At 61.4% G+C, this 17,693-nt stretch carries 17 protein-coding genes and 1 tRNA gene; 7 read left to right on the plus strand and 11 right to left on the minus strand.

Annotated features, from left to right (window positions below):
• Window positions 1-218 precede the first annotated feature (218 nt).
• From CBB63_RS15460 to CBB63_RS15495, 8 genes are all read right to left on the minus strand, one after another.
• Window positions 219-1,298, minus strand: coding sequence for a 2'-deoxycytidine 5'-triphosphate deaminase (locus CBB63_RS15460; protein WP_286699777.1), 1,080 nt, complete (start codon window positions 1,296-1,298; stop codon window positions 219-221).
• A 64-nt stretch (window positions 1,299-1,362) separates the two neighbouring features.
• Window positions 1,363-1,439, minus strand: a tRNA-Pro gene (locus CBB63_RS15465).
• Between the two features lie 69 nt (window positions 1,440-1,508).
• Complete coding sequence (locus CBB63_RS15470) at window positions 1,509-2,525, minus strand: MerR family transcriptional regulator (RefSeq protein WP_286699778.1); 1,017 nt, start codon at window positions 2,523-2,525, stop codon at window positions 1,509-1,511.
• Window positions 2,526-2,529: 4 nt separating this feature from the next.
• The gene (gene ihfA, locus CBB63_RS15475) at window positions 2,530-2,832 is read right to left on the minus strand and encodes an integration host factor subunit alpha (RefSeq protein ID WP_005853794.1); all 303 of its coding nucleotides are present in this window, start codon (window positions 2,830-2,832) and stop codon (window positions 2,530-2,532) included.
• A 97-nt stretch (window positions 2,833-2,929) separates the two neighbouring features.
• Complete coding sequence (locus tag CBB63_RS15480) at window positions 2,930-3,901, minus strand: beta-ketoacyl-ACP synthase III (RefSeq protein WP_286699779.1); 972 nt, start codon at window positions 3,899-3,901, stop codon at window positions 2,930-2,932.
• Entirely contained in the window at window positions 3,898-4,974 is a 1,077-nt protein-coding gene (plsX, locus tag CBB63_RS15485; RefSeq protein ID WP_286699780.1) for a phosphate acyltransferase PlsX, read from the minus strand. Before plsX ends, CBB63_RS15480 begins: the two co-directional genes overlap by 4 nt.
• A gap of 42 nt (window positions 4,975-5,016) precedes the next feature.
• Window positions 5,017-5,223 carry a 50S ribosomal protein L32 gene (rpmF, locus tag CBB63_RS15490; RefSeq protein WP_005853791.1) on the minus strand — a complete coding sequence of 69 codons (207 nt, stop codon included), beginning with the start codon at window positions 5,221-5,223 and terminating at the stop codon, window positions 5,017-5,019.
• Between the two features lie 195 nt (window positions 5,224-5,418).
• Window positions 5,419-5,973 (minus strand): YceD family protein, encoded by a 555-nt coding sequence (locus CBB63_RS15495; RefSeq protein ID WP_286699781.1) that lies wholly within the window; start codon window positions 5,971-5,973, stop codon window positions 5,419-5,421.
• A 91-nt stretch (window positions 5,974-6,064) separates the two neighbouring features.
• Here CBB63_RS15495 and CBB63_RS15500 point away from each other — a divergent pair, with 91 nt between their 5' ends.
• From CBB63_RS15500 to CBB63_RS15510, 3 genes are all read left to right on the plus strand, one after another.
• On the plus strand, window positions 6,065-6,529 hold the full coding sequence (locus CBB63_RS15500; RefSeq protein WP_286699782.1) for an outer membrane protein assembly factor BamE: 465 nt from the start codon (window positions 6,065-6,067) through the stop codon (window positions 6,527-6,529).
• 15 nt (window positions 6,530-6,544) lie between these two features.
• Window positions 6,545-7,288: a GNAT family N-acetyltransferase gene (locus CBB63_RS15505; protein ID WP_502695956.1), complete on the plus strand. Its 744-nt coding sequence runs from the start codon at window positions 6,545-6,547 to the stop codon at window positions 7,286-7,288.
• An 84-nt stretch (window positions 7,289-7,372) separates the two neighbouring features.
• Window positions 7,373-9,184, plus strand: a complete 1,812-nt coding sequence (locus CBB63_RS15510; protein ID WP_286699784.1) for an ABC-F family ATP-binding cassette domain-containing protein — start codon at window positions 7,373-7,375, stop codon at window positions 9,182-9,184.
• A 42-nt stretch (window positions 9,185-9,226) separates the two neighbouring features.
• On the opposite strand, the gene tyrS is transcribed toward CBB63_RS15510, so the two are convergent.
• Window positions 9,227-10,477, minus strand: a complete 1,251-nt coding sequence (gene tyrS, locus CBB63_RS15515; protein WP_286699785.1) for a tyrosine--tRNA ligase — start codon at window positions 10,475-10,477, stop codon at window positions 9,227-9,229.
• A gap of 65 nt (window positions 10,478-10,542) precedes the next feature.
• On the opposite strand from tyrS, the gene CBB63_RS15520 reads away from it, so the two are divergent.
• Both CBB63_RS15520 and CBB63_RS15525 read left to right on the plus strand, forming a co-directional pair.
• Window positions 10,543-11,688, plus strand: coding sequence for an anhydro-N-acetylmuramic acid kinase (locus CBB63_RS15520; RefSeq protein ID WP_286699786.1), 1,146 nt, complete (start codon window positions 10,543-10,545; stop codon window positions 11,686-11,688).
• A gap of 333 nt (window positions 11,689-12,021) precedes the next feature.
• Window positions 12,022-12,702 carry a hypothetical protein gene (locus CBB63_RS15525; RefSeq protein WP_286699787.1) on the plus strand — a complete coding sequence of 227 codons (681 nt, stop codon included), beginning with the start codon at window positions 12,022-12,024 and terminating at the stop codon, window positions 12,700-12,702.
• Window positions 12,703-12,791: 89 nt separating this feature from the next.
• On the opposite strand, the gene eno is transcribed toward CBB63_RS15525, so the two are convergent.
• Together eno and CBB63_RS15535 are read right to left on the minus strand one after the other, a co-directional pair.
• A complete protein-coding gene (gene eno / locus CBB63_RS15530; RefSeq protein WP_009824746.1) occupies window positions 12,792-14,069 on the minus strand; it encodes a phosphopyruvate hydratase in 1,278 nt (425 codons plus the stop codon).
• Window positions 14,070-14,138: 69 nt separating this feature from the next.
• Window positions 14,139-15,008, minus strand: a complete 870-nt coding sequence (locus tag CBB63_RS15535; RefSeq protein WP_037944386.1) for a DMT family transporter — start codon at window positions 15,006-15,008, stop codon at window positions 14,139-14,141.
• A gap of 134 nt (window positions 15,009-15,142) precedes the next feature.
• On the opposite strand from CBB63_RS15535, the gene CBB63_RS15540 reads away from it, so the two are divergent.
• Window positions 15,143-16,186, plus strand: a complete 1,044-nt coding sequence (locus CBB63_RS15540) for an AbrB family transcriptional regulator (RefSeq protein ID WP_286699788.1) — start codon at window positions 15,143-15,145, stop codon at window positions 16,184-16,186.
• Window positions 16,187-16,503: 317 nt separating this feature from the next.
• Window positions 16,504-17,693: DEAD/DEAH box helicase (locus tag CBB63_RS15545; protein WP_286699789.1), on the plus strand; the 1,190-nt coding region annotated here is incomplete at its 3' end.

Below are 17,693 nucleotides of genomic sequence, written 5' to 3' on the forward strand. Positions count from 1 at the left end.
CAACAAAGGCGTTGATATCGGCTTTGATCAGGCGTCAAAGCTGGGCAAGGGGCGTCGGGCGTCGGTGGACCGTGACGGCAATCCTGTCCAACCAAGCGCCGAGGAANTGGCCCGTCGTGACANAAGNAGNCGCGAGCANGGCAAACAGGCGCGCAATATGGTCAAGAACATGCGCAAGCTGACGCGTTTCTAACCCGCGTGATCAGGCGCTGCGAAGCTTAGCGCGGCGCGCTGAAATGCTTGCTGAGCTTGAGACCCTGACCCTGATAGTTCGACGCGATGCCCGACCCGTANAGNTGGGTCGGNACGTCGGTCATTTTNTCATAGACCAACCGTCCGACNACCTGACCATGNTCCAGCACAAAAGGGGCCTCGTGGCAGCGCACTTCAAGTACGCCCCGTGATCCCGCACCCCCTGCAGAGGCATGGCCGAAACCGGGGTCAAAGAAACCCGCGTAATGCACCCGGAATTCGCCCACCATCGCCAGATAAGGGGCCATTTCTGCGGCGTATTCGGGCGGGATGGTCACGGCTTCGCGGCTGACCAGAATGTAGAACGCACCGGGGTCGAGGATGATCTGACCGTTGTCGCTGTGGACCTCTTCCCAGTATTGCGCAGGGTCATAATGGCCGATCTTGTCCAGATCGATCACACCCGTATGCGGCTTGGCGCGGTAGCCGACCAGCGTGGTGTCAGGCAAGCGCAGATCGACCGAGAATCCCAGACCATCATCGATCACGGCCTCGCCATCCACCAGCGGGCTGTCGGCGTGCAATGCGCGCAGCGCGGCATCGTCAAGCGTGGCGGCACCGGTGGAAAAACGGATCTGGTTCAGCCGCATGCCCGGACGTACGAGCACCGAGAAAGAGCGCGGACAAATCTCTGCGTAAAGCGGGCCGGTATAGCCCGGCGCGATGCGATCAAANTCGGTCCCGCCNTCGGTGATGGTGCGCGTGAGCAGGTCCAGCCGCCCNGTGGAGCTTTTGGCATTCGCCGCCGCNGAGGTGCCTTGGGGCAGNGCGAGGCTTTCCATCAGCGGGACAACGTAGACGCAGCCCTTTTCCAGCACCGCCCCATTCGTCAGGTCGACGCGGTGCATCTCGAACTCTTCCAGACGGTCGGCGACCTTGGCCCCATGCCCNGCAAGAAAAGACGCNCGCACGCGGTAAGCCACTGTTCCNAGACGAAGATCTAGGCTCGCAGGCTGGATCTGGGCGCTGTCGACAGGCGGTGTGCCGATGATCTGACCCGAAGCGATCATGTCGGTGATATGCTGGTTGGGAACTACGCCGATCATATCCGGGCCTTTCAAATGCAAACACCCGCACCCATCAGGGTACGGGCGTTTGTTTTATGTCGGTTGGTCGGGCTAGCAGGACTCGAACCTGCGACCTTCCGTCCCCCAGACGGACGCGCTACCAGGCTGCGCCATAGCCCGACATGAGGCGTTTCATACCTGATAAAACCGTGCGTGCAAGGGGGAATTGTCGCAAATCGCACGCGCGGCTTAGACTTTTGTGCNGCGGACCACATCGGCCCGAATGGAATCNCGCAGTTCGCCCAAACGGCTCAGCAAAGGCGCGATATCGCGGGCCGAATCCTCGGGCAGATCGCGGCACAGCAATGCAGCAGAAAGCACAGAGGGTTTGGCGGGGAAGTCTTCTTCTGCCGTCAGAGGCGGCAGATCGATGATACGCGGCTTGGGACCTGCAACAACAGGGTCTTCCGGTGCCTCGTTGACCTCTGGCGCTTCGGCCTCCAGCGTTTCGGCAGTGCTGTCTTCCGGCGCTGCCTCTGGCGCGCTGTCGATGGGCAGTGCGGGCGAGTCCTGATCCGGGGCGCGAGTTTGCGCAGCGGCAGGGGCTTCGTCCGGCGTGTTATCGCTTGGCGGCACCGGTGCGTCGGTCATCGGGTGGCGCAGGAAGCCGGGCAGGGTGGCACCGTCCTCCGCAGAGGTATCGGCGGGGGCGACGGTTGTCTCCTCCGGCTCCGGCTCTGCCTCTGTCGCGTCGAGGGTCGGTTCGTCGGCAGGCAGGGGGGGGGTATCCTCTGCCGACACCTCGGGCGCGGAAGCGGCTTCGGCTGGTGTTTCGGGCGCTTCGACAGGGGCTGGCTTGGCCGCTTTGCTCCCGCGTTGCTCGAACGGGAGAACAACACCCTCGTGGGTCTGTTCTGCGTCTTCTTGCATCGGCGCGGGGGGCATGTCGATGGTGTCGCCACCGGCATCCAGATCATCCTGCGTGACCCCGTCAAGAGGCGCGGACAGGGCCGCGACATGGCCCATGCCTTCTTCGCGCAATACCTTCTGGACGCCTTTGATCGTCAGCCCGTCTTCATGCAGCAAGCGTTTGATACCGCCAAGCAGCAGCATATCGTTGGGGCGATAATATCGCCGCCCGCCTGCTCGTTTGATCGGTTTGACTTGCGTGAACTTGCTTTCCCAGAAACGCAGGACATGCGCCTGAATTTCAAGCCATTCTGCAACTTCGGAGATGGTTCTGAATGCGTCCGGAGACTTGGGCATTAGGTTATCGCTTGTTCCCGTCTGCAACCCGGTCCTTCATCAGATGGGACGGGCGGAATGTGAGCACGCGGCGCGGGTTAATCGGGACCTCTTCGCCGGTTTTGGGGTTCCGGCCGACGCGGGCCGACTTGTCGCGCACCGAGAAAGTGCCGAAAGATGAAATCTTGACCTGTTCGCCTTTGACCAGCGCGTCGGACATATGTTCAAGCACCGCTTCGACCAGCTGTGCGCTTTCATTGCGGGAAAGACCTACTTCACGAAAGACTGCTTCGCTCAAATCCATCCGGGTCAACGTTTTGTCGGCCATATCTTCCCCCCATGTGTTTTAAGCAGCATAGGCTGTGATTTTTCCGCAAGTCAACAACTATGGGGCGTAACGTGCTGTTCGCGCGAAGAAAAGCCGCTTACCAGCGCAGAACGATCGCGCCCCAGGCCAGCCCGCCGCCGATCGCCTCGGTGACCAGCAGGTCGCCTTTCTTGATCTGGCCGCGCTCTTGCCCGACGGAAAGGGCCAGCGGAATCGACGCGGCAGAGGTGTTGCCGTGGTCCTGAACCGTCACGACGACGTTATCCATCGACAGGTTCAGCTTTTTGGCAGTGCCTTGAATAATACGGATATTCGCCTGATGCGGGACGATCCAGTCGACGTCCTCGGCGCTGACGCCGGCACGGTCCATCGCTGTGTTTGCCGACGCGGCGAGCTTTTCGACCGCGTGACGGAAGACCTGATTCCCCTGCATGCGCAGATAGCCGGTCGTGCCCGTGCTGATGCCACCGTCGACATACAGCAAGTCTTTGTAGCGCCCGTCCGAATTCAGATCGGTGGAAAGGATACCGCGGTCGGCTGCCGTGCCGTCGCCGTCTTGCGCTTCAAGCAGGATCGCGCCGGCACCGTCACCGAACAACACGCTGGTGCTCCGGTCGGTCCAGTCCATGATTTTCGAGAATGTCTCGGAGCCGATGACCAGCACGCGGTCAGCCTGACCCGAGACGATCAGCGCATTGGCATTGGCCAGCGCATAGACAAAGCCCGCGCACACAGCCTGTACATCAAAGGCAAAGCCGCGCTCCATCTCAAGCTGCGCCTGCACCATCGTTGCGGCAGAGGGGAAAGTCAGATCGGGGGTAGAGGNNGCGANNATCACCGCATCCACATCGGCNGCTGTCTTGCCCGCGTCGGCCAATGCGGCCTTGGCGGCAGCGGTGGCCATGGTCGACGTGGTTTCGCCTTCGCCGACAAAGTGACGCCGTTCAATGCCAGAGCGTGACCGGATCCATTCGTCACTGGTGTCGATCTTGCCTTCAAACTCTGCGTTTTCGACAATGCGTTCCGGAAGGTAGTGTCCGGCACCAATTACGACGGCTCTTTTTGTCATTCTTCGGTCTCTTTCGTCGGCTTTGCTGCAGCAACACGCGCAGCCAACCGATTTGTAAATTCACTTTCCGCTAATCGCGCGGCCAGTTTGATCGCCGAGGAAACCCCCGTCGCGTCAGCGGCACCGTGGGATTTAACGACCGTGCCGTTCAACCCCAAAAANACACCGCCGTTCACACGGCGCGGGTCAAACCGTTTGCTGACGCGGCGCAGCGAGGTATAGGCCAACAGCGATGCCGCGCGGGACCAGATCGAATTCTTGAACGCTTGGCGCAGGCCATTGCCGATCAGCGTCGCGGTGCCTTCACCGGTCTTGATCGCAATATTACCTGTAAATCCATCGGTGACGATCACATCTGCGACATCNCCCGAGATATCGCCGCCTTCGACGAAACCGACNAATTCAAAACCCGCGTCATCCGCGGCGTCGCGAATCAACTCGTGGGCTTCTTTCAGCTCGGTCCGGCCTTTGTGTTCTTCGGTGCCGACGTTCAGCAACCCGATGCGCGGGCGTTCGATGTCCATNCCGTTGCGGNCGTAGGATTTGCCCATCAGCGCATAGCGCAGCAGGTCATCGGCATCCGCACGCACATCCGCACCCACATCCAGCAGAACGTTGAAGCCCTGAGGGTTGGTNGAGGGATANAGCACAGCGATGGCAGGGCGGTTCACACCCGGCAGCTTTTTCAGGCGGATCATCGACAGCGCCATCAGCGCGCCGGTGTTCCCGCAGCTGACCGCGACCGAGGCTTCGTTATCGCGCACGGATTCGATGGCGGACCACATCGATGTGCCCTTGCCATTGCGCACGACGTTACTGGGCTTGTCATCCATTGTGACAACCCCTTGGGCATCCCGAATGGTGCAGCGCCCTTTCAGTTCGGGCCGCTTTGCCACCAGCGGTTCCAGCGTTTCGGCAGGGCCGTGCAGGATAAAGCTGATATCGGGATTCTTTAGCGCGGACGCAGAGCACCCGGCAACAACGATTGCCGGGCCCTGATCGCCCCCCATCGCATCAACTGAGATAAGGGTGCGCTGAGTTCTCGCGCTAGGCTGATCGGACGTGGCCGTCATCTGGTGCGATGCCTCTTATGAACTGCGGTTGACGTGACGAGCTTACGCCGCGTCTTCGTCGAGGTCGATCTCTTCGTTCAGAGAAACAACTTCGTTGTCGTCATAGTGACCGCATGCTGCGCAAACGTGGTGCGGGCGCTTCAGCTCACCACAGTTGGAGCATTCGTTCGGGTTCGCTGCAGTCAGCGAATCGTGTGCGCGGCGGTTGTTGCGACGCGATTTGGAAACTTTATTCTGTTGGACAGCCATGTCTGGTGCCTTTGCCTTCGGGGTCGTTCATCGGCTTCCTGCCAAAGACGACCGTGTTTCAGATCAACTCCCGGTTTGGGCGTGACGTGCGTTTAGGCCGAAGCCTATCCGATGTCCAACCTTAATTGGGGTGAAGGGCGCAAAATACTGCGAAAACCCGCCGAAGCAACCCTTTTTTCACCCAAACCGGCNGGGTTATTCGGTGGTATCGTCCTTAAGCTGGTTCTTGAGGCCGGCCAGCCCCGCAAAGGGGCGGGCGTCTTCGTCGGTCATCGGGGTGTCGCCGGGTTTGGTATAGACCGCTTGCCCCAGTTCGGCCCCGTCGGCGCGGGGATATTCGGGAATCTCAAGCGCCAGCGCTTCGATCATGATGGCCGCGGGATCAATCCACGCNCCAAGCGGTTCGGTGCGATCATCCTCGGGCATCTCGACCTCGGCTTCCTCGGGTTCTTCGTAATCCTGCACGAAAAGCCGTGTNACATCGACGTCNATCCGCGTCTGGACCGGCTCCAGCGTCACCACGCAGGGCTGCACCACAGTGGCCCCCAGACGCGCCTTGAGNTCCCAATCACTGCGACCAAGCGCCTTGAGGTGCCCTTCGAATGAAAGTTTACGTAANGCTGAAAGATCAAGTTCTTCTGCGATCATCCGCAAGCTGTCGGCGTCGGGACGCAGGGAGAAAGGGGTTTGCGCATTCTGCGACAGCTCTGCGACGCGCAATGCTGTGGGGCTTGGGGGCGTGCGAGACATNTTAGGGGTACTTTCGTTTCTTGAACCATGGGGCGTGCTTAGTGTATGCGAGATAAAAGCCATGATCCCCAAGGGCAAGAGGGCACCAAGAATGCGTATCGACCGCCATGTCAAAAAGACACTGCTGACCGCCACAGTTCTCGCTGCTGGTCTGACGCTTGGGGCCTGCTCCCCGCAATACTCCAACCACGGCTATATCCCGCCGCAAGAGGATCTTGAGAAGATCACCGTGGGCCAGGACACACGCGACACCGTGGCCGNAACCGTGGGCGTGCCCGCGTCGGCAGGGTTGCTGACCAATTCGGGGTATTACTATGTCCGGTCGCGCCGTCAGGCGATGTGGTTCATGGCCCCGCGCGAGACAGAGCGCGAAGTTGTCGCTGTCAGCTTTGACAGCAACGGTGTGGTGCAGAACGTCGAACGTTTCGGGCTGGAGCGTGGCAATGTCGTCACCCTTGACCGCCGCGTCACCAGTTCGCCGATCTCGGATAAATCCTTTATCCGCCAGCTTCTGGGCAANATTGGCCGCTTCAACCCCGCGGCGCTGGCTGGCTAGGGCAGGCCCGTGACGGTGCCNNAGGGNGCTGNGATNNAGCCGNTTTTACGCGGTCCGTACCGNGCCTATTGTGCCACCACAGCCGAGGATATCGAGGCCGCGCAAGCCTTGCGCGCGCGGGCCTTTGGGCTGGTTCAGTCGCGCGATATCGACGGGTTTGATGCGCAAAAGCATCATATCCTCGTGCGGCATCAAGGCAGCGGTGACCTGCTGTGCTGCTACCGGATCGGGNTGATGGAGGGCGNNTCGCTGNATCAAAGCTATNCCGCGCAATTCTACGATCTGACCAAGCTTGCATATTTCCCCGGCGCGANGATGGANCTGGGGCGGTTCTGTCTGGCCCCGGGGGTCACAGACCCGGATGTCGTGCGCATGGCCTGGGCCGCGCTGGCGCAGTTTGTGGACGCCCATANGGTCGCGTTGCTCTTTGGCTGCACCTCCTTCAAGGGTACCGATCCGGCACCCTATNGCGATGTCATGGCGCTTTTGCACAGCCGCCACCTTGCGCCNNTGCAATGGCAGCCGCNGGTCAAGGCCCCCGATACGGTGGGCTTTGTGGAACGGACGTTGGATAAACCGGCCGANAAAGCCGCGCTACAAATGCTGCCGCCGCTGCTGCGGAGCTATCTGATGATGGGGGGCTGGGTGAGCGATCATGCGGTGATCGACCACCAGATGAACACGCTGCATGTNTTTACCGGCCTTGAAATCGCGGCGATCCCCGAGGGGCGTAAGCGCCTGCTGCGTGGTGCCGCCTAAGAGTTTCATGCCTTCGGCGAGGATTTTAGNCCATTTGGAAGAGGGGTCATTGACGCTGACGCGGCGCGGCGCTAGCTGGCTGTCATGGCACGCGCACCCCTTTTACAAGTTAACGAGATCTCGCTGACATTCGGCGGNGATCCNGTATTCGAAGACATGTCCCTTGTGGTTCAATCCGGCGACCGACTGGCGCTGGTGGGCCGGAACGGGTCAGGTAAATCCACTTTGATGAAGGTCATGGCCGGATTGGTCGAGGCCGACAGCGGCGACGTGATCGTCGGGCCCGGCGTTTCGGTGGGCTATATGGAGCAAGACCCGGATCTGACCGGATTCGAGACTTTGGGCGACTTCGCGGCCCATGGNCTGGACCCGTCNGAGATGTACAAGGTCGAACGNGCCGGAGAGGGGTTGAAGTTCGACCCCGCGCGCCCTGTCAGCACCGCGTCGGGTGGGGAACGTCGCCGCGCGGCATTGGCGCGTCTGATGGCCTCCGAGCCCGAGCTGATGTTGCTGGACGAGCCGACGAACCACCTGGATATCGAAGCGATCCGCTGGCTTGAAGACGAGCTGAAAGCGACGCGGGCCGCTTTTGTGATTATCTCTCACGATAGGGCGTTTCTGCGCGAATTGACCCGTGCGACGCTNTGGGTCGACCGCGGTGTTGTGCGNCGGCAGGACATCGGCTTTGGCGGGTTTGAAGCCTGGCGCGACCAGATGTGGGAAGAAGAGGACATGCAGCGCCACAAGCTGAACCGCAAGATCAAGGCGGANGCACGGTGGGCTGTCGAAGGCATTTCGGCGCGGCGCAAGCGNAACCAGGGCCGTGTGCGCGCCCTGCAAGACCTGCGNGCCGAACGCGCCAGCCAGATCAAACGTCAGGGCACCGCNGCCATGGCGCTGGAAGCGGGNCCGAAGTCGGGCCGCAAGGTGGTCGAGGCTATGGGCATCACCAAGGCCTTTGGCGACAAGACGATTCTGCGCCCCTTCGACATCACGATCCAGCGGGGTGATCGGATCGCCTTGGTCGGGCCGAATGGTGTGGGCAAGACGACGTTGCTGAATATGCTGATCGGGAAAGAACAGCCCGACGGGGGCGAGATCAAACAGGGTACCAACCTTGAGATCGCGCTGTTCGACCAGGCGCGCGCGCAGCTTGATGGCGATATGTCGCTGTGGGACAGTCTGACCGGTGATCCGGAAATGCGTGTATCGGGTAAGGCGGACCAGATTCTGGTGCGTGGGCAGCCGAAACATGTGGTTGGGTACCTGAAAGAATTCCTGTTCGACGAGGGGCAGGCCCGTGCGCCCGTGCGGTCCTTGTCGGGGGGTGAAAAGGCGCGATTGCTGCTGGCCAAGATCATGGCGCGCTCCAGCAACCTCTTGGTGCTTGATGAACCGACCAACGATCTGGATGTCGAAACCCTTGATCTGATGCAGGAGTTGCTGTCGACCTATGACGNCACCGTGCTGCTGGTCAGCCANGANCGTGACTTCCTTGACCGTGTTGCCGCGACCACCATNGCGATGGANGGTGACGGCAAGGCGACNGTCTATGCGGGCGGTTGGACGGATTATCTGGCNCAGCGCCAGCAGGATGATTTTGACCAAAGCGTNGNNGTCAAATCAAAGCCCGGGGCGAAATCCGAAAAGCCCAAAGCGGCGCAGCAGTCGGGACTGAGCTTTACCGAAAAGCANCGGCTTGAGGNGCTGCCCGCCGAGATTGCGCGACTGGAAGCCGAAATCGCGAAACTGGAAGAGTTGATGAGCGATCCGANNCTNTATTCCGACAATCCGGTGAAATTCCAGAAAGCGACCGATGCCTTGGTCGAGCGGAATGAAAAGCTGCAGGACGCAGAGGCCGAGTGGCTGATGCTGGAAGAAAAAGCCGAAAGCTGAAGGGGGCAGGGCGACCNGCCCCCCTCNCATACTGTNGGGGGCTTAGCCCAGTTGTACCAGCGCGTGGCGTTTCTTGCCCGCGCTAAGCTTGATCGGTGTGGCCAGCGTGNCGGCATCGACCATCAGGCCTGCGTCTGTCAGCGGTTCGTCATTATAGCGGGCACCGTTTTCGGTGATCAGACGTTTTGCCTCTTTGCCCGAACCGGCCAGACCGGATTTCACGATCAACTGCACGATAGANATGCCGTCGCCGATATCNGCCGCGNTNAGCGTCAGNGTNGGNAGNTCATCNCCGACGCCGCCTTTTTCGAACACTTCGCGTGCCGTGGCTTCGGCNTTCTTTGCNGCTTCGGCACCGTGCAGCAGGGTCGTGACCTCGTTCGCNAGNATGATCTTGGCCGCGTTGATGTCGGAGCCTTCCAGTGCGCCCAGACGGTCGCATTCCTCGACCGGTAGTTCGGTGAAGATCTTGAGGAACTTGCCCGTGTCCGCATCGGTGGTNTTNCGCCAGAACTGCCAGAACTCGTANGGCGACAGCATGTCCCCGTTCAGCCAGATNGCGCCGCCCTGGGATTTGCCCATTTTGCGNCCGTCGCTGGTNGTGAGCANNGGCGTGGTNANNCCNNANATCTCTTGNTCCAGCACNCGGCGGGTCAGGTCGATNCCGTTGACGATGTTACCCCATTGATCCGANCCGCCCATCTGCANCAANCAGCCATAGCGGCGGTTGAGCTCAAGGAAGTCATAGGCCTGCAGGATCATGTAGTTGAATTCGAGGAAGGANAGCGACTGTTCCCGATCTAGGCGGGATTTNACNCTTTCGAACGACAGCATCCGGTTNACGCTGAAATGCCGCCCGATGTCGCGCAGGAATTCGAGGTAGTTCAGATTGTCNAGCCATTCGGCGTTGTTCAGCATGATCGCNTCNCTGTCGCCGTCACCGTAGGANAGGTATTTCTCGAACACCTGCTGCATGCCGGCGATATTGGCGTCGATNGCGGCATTGTCGAGCAGGGGGCGTTCATCCGACCGGAAGGACGGGTCGCCCACTTTGGTGGTGCCGCCGCCCATCAGGGTGATCGGTTTGCCGCCGCATTTCTGCAACCAGCGCAGCACCATGATATTCATCAGATGCCCCACATGAAGGGATTTCGCTGTCGCGTCATAGCCGATATAGGCAGGCACAGCCCCGTTGATCAGCGCGTCATCAAGGCCCTGATAGTCCGTACAATCGGCGAGAAAGCCGCGCTCCATCATGATGCGGATGAAATCGGATTTGGGGTGGTATGTCATGGTGCTTGCCCTCAGCTTGGGTGGTGGTGCACTCTATAGGTGCTGAGCAGACAAAGGAAAAGGCCATGAATAAGGCCCAAGGGGCAAGAACCCCNACACGGATCGCGAAAACAGGCCCGCTGCGNGCCGCAGGCGCGATGAGCGGCACCTCGCTCGACGGGGTGGACGTCGCGGTGATCGAGACGGACGGCCGCGATATCATGGGCTTCGGCACGTCGAGCTACCGCAGTTATTCNGCCGAGGAACGCCGCACCATCGCCGCCGGTTTCGGCAAATGGTCAGGGCCAGAGGTGGCGGCGGCGACGCAGGTGGTCGAGGCNGCGCATATNGATGCCCTTGGCGCGTATACCGATGTGGATCTGATCGGCTTTCACGGNCAGACGCTGGCCCATGCGCCGCGCNTGCAGGGGACGTTGCAAGTGGGCGACGGTGCCGCGCTCGCGGATCATCTGGGGCTGCCCGTGGTTTGGGACTTCCGAAGCGCCGATGTGCATCTGGGCGGAGAGGGCGCACCGCTCGCGCCGTTCTTTCACCACGCCTGTGCCCGCTATGCCGGGCTGACGGGGCCGGTGGCCTTTTTGAACCTTGGTGGGGTGGGGAACCTGACCTGGGTGGATCCAGCGATCCCCTTGCCCGAGACGGAGGGGGCGCTGCTGGCTTTCGACACGGGGCCCGCCAATGCGCCCATCAACGATCTGATGCAGGCGCGTCTGGGGCTACCCTTTGACGAGGGCGGCAAGACCGCGTCGCGCGGGCAGGTAGAGACCGGCGCGCTTGAACTGTTTCTGGCCGAGCCCTATTTCGCACGGATGCCCCCCAAGTCGTTGGACCGGAACGATTTTGACGAGATGGTCGCGCTGGTGACCGAACTGTCGGACGCCGATGCCGCCGCGACGCTGACGGCCATGTGTGCCGCTGGCGTGGCCGAAGCGATGCAGCATTGTCCGCGTTTGCCCGATCGTGTGCTGGTCACCGGGGGCGGGCGGCACAACCCTGTGTTGATGAAGATGCTCAGCGTCAGTCTGGATTGTCCGGTCATGCCGATAGAAGAGATCGGGCTGGACGGAGACATGCTGGAGGCGCAGGCCTTCGGATATCTTGCCGTGCGGGTGGCGCGCGGGCTGCCCACCTCTTGCCCCGGCACCACGGGGGTGCGGGCTGCGGTCGGGGGCGGCATCGTGAGCATGCCGACAGAGGCGATCAGCTTTTAGAATAAGGCCCTTTGATGGGTTTCGCGCCAGCGTATCGTCACCGCTGTGACCTGCGTTTTTCGCTGGACAGGACGTGTTGCGGCGTGAGTCGCCTGTTAGAATTTCGCGCTATGGTCGTGCGTATTCTTCGTTTCTCCCGAATAGGTTAGCTACGCGCCACGGGTTTCTGGCGCGGCAAAGGGCTGTTGCCCGCGTGCACAATGGCGTTCCGTAAACAGTCTGTTTCCTTGCTTGGGATCTGGGTGGTTCTACCTTGAATTGTACTACCTCAGAACGGTGGCGCAGAAAGTGGGGGCTTTGCTTGCGCCGTTCCTTTTCAAAAGGAGAATGACCATGACGAGTATGTTTCTTAAAAACGCCGCAACTTCGGTTGCAACGGTATTCATCGCCACGTCGGCCTTTGCGCTGGATGTTGGCGTCGGTGCCAGCGTGGGCGGTATTGGCGCGGGCGTAGGGGCCAGCGTCGGCCACGGGTCCGCCGCGGATGTCGGTGTTGGTGTGGGTTCAGGCAGCGTCGGCGCGGGGGCGGGAGCCTCTGTCGGTGGCGGCTCGGTTGCTGATGCGGGCGCTGGTGCCTCTGTCGGCGGCGTGGGCGCTGGTGTCGGGGCCTCGGTTGGCGGGGGTTCCGTCGCGGGCGTTGGCGTGGGTGTCGGCAGCACCGGCGGGTCCAACAGCGGTGGCGACACGACGACCGACAACAGCGGAACGACCGACAGCGCAACTGCCGCGGTATCGCGCAGTGTCAGCGGCGATGTGACCCGCGCCGCGGCCTCTGTCCCGATCACGGCGGCATTGGGCGCTACGGTCATGACCACCGACCGCGAGGTCGTGGGTATGATCGAAGACGTGCGCCCGTCGACGCAAGGCAAATTCGTGGCCACCATCCGGATGAACGTCGCCTTTGGCGCGCAGCCGCGGACGATCCAGATCAAGATGCCGATGCTGAAAAGTGACACGGATATGATCCGTGTGGGCTTTACCAAGTCGGGCCTGTTGCGCCAGATCCAAAGCTGACACTGGACGCGACACCGCAAGCACAAAAAAAGCGCGCCTTGATCGGGCGCGCTTTCGTATCTTCGGGCGAGGCAAGACGCCCCCTGTAATCAACCTTTCAGGATCGAACGGCCGGCGTATTCCGCTGTCACGCCAAGCGATTCCTCGATCCGGATCAGCTGGTTGTATTTCGCCAACCGGTCGGACCGCGCGAGCGAGCCGGTCTTGATCTGACCGCAGTTCGTCGCAACAGCAAGATCCGCAATCGTCGCGTCCTCGGTCTCGCCCGAGCGGTGGGACATCACGTTGGTAAAGCCCGCACGATGCGCCATGTCGACCGCTTGCAGCGTCTCGGACAGGGTGCCGATCTGGTTGACCTTCACCAGCATGGAGTTGGCAGAACCGCGTTTGATGCCTTCGGCCAGACGTTCGGGGTTGGTCACGAACAGATCGTCGCCCACCAGCTGGATCTTGTCACCCAGACGGTCGGTCAGCAGTTTCCAGCCATCCCAATCGTCTTCGGACATGCCGTCTTCGATAGAGATGATGGGGTAATCGGCGCATAGGGCCGCCAGATAATCCACATTCTCGGCGCTGGTCAGGGTTTTCCCTTCGCCAGAAAGGACATAGCTGCCGTCCTTGAAGTATTCCGTTGCCGCACAATCCAGCGCGAGGTAGATTTCCTCGCCCGGCTTATAGCCTGCTTTTTCGATGGATTTCAGAATGAAATCAAGTGCATCTCGGGTGGAGCTGATGTTGGGTGCGAAGCCGCCTTCGTCGCCGATACCGGTGGACAGACCTGCGGCCGAAAGCTCTTTCTTCAGCGTGTGGAACACCTCGGAGCCCATGCGCACCGCGTCGCGGATATTCTCTGCCGCGACGGGCATGATCATGAATTCCTGAATGTCGATCGGGTTATCCGCATGCTCGCCCCCGTTGATGATGTTCATCATCGGCACGGGTAGCATGCGCGCAGAGGTGCCGCCCACATAGCGGTAGAGCGGCTGCGAGCAATAATCAGCCGCGGCCTTCGCCGTCGCGAGGGAGACGCCCAGAATGGCGTTGGCCCCCAGACGCGACTTGTTGTCGGTGCCGTCCAGCTCGATCATCGTGCCGTCAATCTCGACCTGCTCTGTCGCGTCGATGCCGACCAGCGCATCCGCGATCTCGCCATTGACCGAGGCGCAGGCTTCCAGAACGCCCTTGCCCATATAGCGCTTTTGGTCGCCATCGCGACGCTCTACCGCCTCATAGGCACCGGTGGATGCGCCAGAGGGAACGGCCGCGCGGCCCATTGTGCCGTCTTCAAGCGTCACATCGACTTCGACCGTGGGGTTGCCCCGGCTGTCAATGATTTCGCGGGCGTGGATGTCGATGATCGTGCTCATAAGGGGCTATCCTTTTGCAGATGACAATTGCGCAGCGGTTTAGCGCGCCGGGGGGAGGATGGAAAGTGTTCAGGCCTGTTCTTTGACCTTTCGCTCACGCCATACCGTATAGATGCCCGAGGCAACAATGATGGTTGCGCCAACATAGGTCAGCAGATCGGGGCGTTCGCCAAAGATCGTGATGCCCACAACCATCGCGAACAGCAGGCGCGCATAGCGGAACGGTGTGACAAAGCTGATTTCGCCGATACGCATGGCCGCGACGATGCCGTAATAGGCGACCATGCCGGTTGTCAGCGCGGCCCCCATGAACAGCCATTGCACCCCCGACATCGGCGCAAAAGCCGTGCCCGTGCCCAGCATGAAAAGCAGGCTCGCAGGGACCAGCGCCAGAAACGCAAGGAACGACAGCTGGAACGTAGAGGTCGATTTCGGCACCCGCCGCGTCGCCAGATCGCGCAAGGACAGCCCCAGCACCCCAAGAACCGCCAGCAGGGACAGCGCTTGAAAGCTGTCCATCCCGGGGCGGATCACCAGCAAGACGCCCAGCATACCAACCAGAATAGCGCTCCACCGGCGCCAGCCGACGGGATCGCCCAGAAAGAGCGCCGCGCCTAGGGTCACCACCAGCGGTGTCGCCTGCAAAATGGCCGAGGCAGAAGAAATCGGTGTCAGCACAATGGCCGATACAAACCCCAAGGTGCCGACAATCTCGCCCAAGGCGCGCAGCAGGATAGGGCGGGTCAGCATCGCGCGATCCATCAACGGTTCGCCCTTCATCACCACCATCGCGCCATAGCAAAGCGCGCCACCGGTCCCGAGCATAAAGATAATCTGCCCGATCGGGATATCCGTCCCGATCAGCTTGATGAACATGTCCTCAATGGCAAAGCCCAACATCGACAGCACCATGATCAAAGCGCCGCGCAGATTGTCCATATCCTATTCCTTCATACAATCGTTCTAAAATTCCGTCAGAGGATGCATGTCCCTTTGTCGGGGGATGTGCAAGCCTCGCGGTGCATCCCGTGACGGGGCTGGTGGCGGAAGGGACCAACTGCTAGCACAAGCGTATGAAATGGCCGCGCCCCCCGTCTGATACGCTTACGACCGTTTTCACCGTCCTTATCGGCGCGGTAGGGGCGGCTGTCGGCTGGCTGCTGAACGCGCCGATCTACATGCTGCTGGGGCCTGCGGTGCTGGTGTCGCTGGCCGGTCTGGCGGGCGGGCGCATGGGGGTGTCGCTGCCCCTGCGCAACATCTGCTTTGTCGTCATCGGCCTGTCGGTGGGGGCGGGGTTTGACCAGAATGCGGTCGATGCCATGCTGCGCTGGCCGCTGGCTTTTGTGGTGATGGCCGTGCTGGTCTGGGCGATGCTGGTGCTCAGCCGCTGGCTTCTGGCGCGGTTCTTTGGCTTTGACCGTCGTGCAGCACTGCTGGCTTCGGCCCCCGGACACCTCAGCTTTGTGCTGGCGATGGCGGCCGATGGCGGGGATAATGTGGTGCGTATCTCGACCACGCAGTCGGTGCGGCTGTTGTCGCTCACGCTGGTGGTGCCCTTTGTCGCGCTGGCGATGGGGGTTGATCTGGGCGGGTCCATCGTGCCCGACGGCCCCGTTATGGGCGGCGTGACATTGCTGGTGATGGCGGTGCTCTCCGTTGGGGCAGGGGTGCTGCTGGGGCGCATCCGGGTACCCGCGCCGATGTTGATCGGGCCGATGCTGGTGTCATCGCTTGCGCATGTGACAGGGCTCGCCCCCGGTGTGCTGCCCCTGTGGCTGGTGATGCCCGCCTATGTGGTGCTCGGCGCCCTGATCGGCACGCGGTTCTCTGGCGTGCGGCTTGACGATCTGACCAAGGGGCTTGCCGCGGGGCTGGCTGTGACCTGCCTTGCCGTGGGGTTGGCCCTGCTGGGGGCAATCCCGGTCGCTATGGCGCTTGGCATGCCGCTGGCGCATATCCTCGTGGCCTTTGCGCCCGGTGGGTTCGAGACAATGATCGCCATGGGCAGCGTGCTGGGGATCAGCCCGGGTTTTGTCGCCGCCTGCCACATGATGCGTCTGTTCATCCTCAGCGCTGTGCTGCCCCTGATGCTGGCGCGCAGCACCGCGCGCTAGGCTATCTTTCACAGCACCGTTGACTTTGCCGCCCAAACAGCCCATCTGGGGCGCAAGCGATGCCTTCTGCCGCGTGAGCAGACCAGCCCTTGACCTGTCGACCTAAAATCGTCGCGTCTTATGATAGCTGAACAAAAGGCCGCCGATGTTCCCAAAATCACGCGTGGGGCCAAGCGCAACAGACAGGGTGTTGGCACTAGGCTGCCCCCTGCGATCTGCTTTGCGTCCCTCGCGGTTTCCCTGCATCGACAGGGCCCGCGTGATTGCTATGGCGGGAAGGGGCCTTGCCCCGCATCCCGCGGAAAGACGACAAAACGATGAGCGATTTTGAAATGATGGGCCTGCCGCGCCGTCTGGTCAAAGCCTTGACCAACATGGGCATGACCGATCCGACCCCGATCCAGAAACAGGCGATCCCCCACGGGATGAATGGCCGCGACGTGATGGGGCTGGCACAGACCGGCACCGGCAAGACCGCTGCCTTCGGTATCCCGCTGGTGGCCCAGATGCTGGAACGCGAAGCCCGGCCCGAGCCGCGCACCGTGCGCGGGCTGGTGCTGGCCCCGACCCGCGAGCTGGCCAACCAGATCATGGAGAACCTCAAAGGGTTCTGCGAAGGCACCCAGCTGAAAACCATGATGATTGTCGGCGGCCAGTCGATCAACCCGCAGATCAAACGGATGGAGCGCGGCGTCGACCTGCTGGTGGCCACACCCGGGCGCTTGCTGGACCTGATGGACCGCCGCGCGGTGCTGCTGCACAAGACCACTTTCCTTGTGCTGGATGAAGCGGATCAGATGCTCGACATGGGCTTCATCCACGATCTGCGCAAGATTGCGGCGGTGCTGCCGAAAGAGCGTCAGACCATGCTCTTTTCGGCAACCATGCCGAAACTGATGAACGAGATCGCCAACAGCTACCTCAACAGCCCGATCCGCATCGAAGTCTCGCCTCCGGGCAAGGCGGCGGACAAGATCACCCAAGAGGTGCATTTCATCGCCAAGGCGGAAAAGAAATCCCTGCTGATCGAACTGCTTGGCAAACACACCGAGGAACGCGCCCTGGTGTTCGGGCGGACCAAACACGGCTGTGAAAAGCTGATGAAAGATCTGGTCAAGGCCGGGTTCAAAGCCGCCTCGATCCATGGCAACAAAAGCCAGGGCCAGCGGGACCGCGCCATTGAATCCTTCAAGAAAGGCGAGGTCACCGTGCTGGTGGCAACGGATGTCGCCGCCCGCGGTCTGGATATTCCCGACGTGAAGCACGTCTACAACTATGAGCTGCCCAATGTGCCCGACAATTATGTCCACCGTATCGGCCGGACCGCGCGCGCGGGCAAAGACGGGGCGGCGATCGCTTTCTGCGCACCGGATGAAATGGGCGAGCTGAAAGATATCCAGAAGACGATGAAAATCTCGATCCCCGTGGCCTCCGGCCGTCCGTGGGAAGCGATTGACGACCCCGCCAAGCCAAAGGGTCGCGGCGGACGCGGTCGTGGTCGCGGTGG

The organism is Sulfitobacter sp. TMED3 (genome assembly GCF_002167505.1).
Classification (GTDB): domain Bacteria; phylum Pseudomonadota; class Alphaproteobacteria; order Rhodobacterales; family Rhodobacteraceae; genus Sulfitobacter; species Sulfitobacter pontiacus.